The 390-nt window shown below is 39.2% G+C and carries 1 protein-coding gene; it reads right to left on the bottom strand.

Going from position 1 to position 390, the window contains the following annotated elements; genetic code table 11:
• On the bottom strand, positions 1-390 hold a 390-nt coding region (locus tag ACX6CF_RS26650; protein ID WP_458788406.1), incomplete at both ends, for an efflux RND transporter permease subunit.

Here is a 390-nt window from a genome sequence, read left to right as displayed (position 1 = left end):
CTAAACGCACACGTAAAAACAATGCCAGCATAATAAAAACTAATACAGCACCACTTTTCATGTTATCCATCATCATGGTTAAGCGGCCTTCAAGGTAATAGGTCATATCAACCCATTTCTCTAACTTAACGCCTGGAGGTAAGGTTGCAGATTTTTCTTCAACGAATTTATTCACTACGGTCGCGACATCAGTAATACTCTGATTATCTGCTGCGCCAATAAAAATAGTGACAGAATTCTCACCGTTGAACTTTGAATATTGTAAGCCTTCTTCAAAACCATCAATGATAGTCGCAATATCGCCTAGTAACACCTTAGTGCCATCTTCAAGGGTAACTACTGGGATTTGTTCAAATTCATAACCACGATAGGCTTGGTTTTCTACGCGCA

The organism is Vallitalea sediminicola (assembly GCF_054408565.1).
This window is presented reverse-complemented; position numbering and strand designations above follow the sequence as displayed.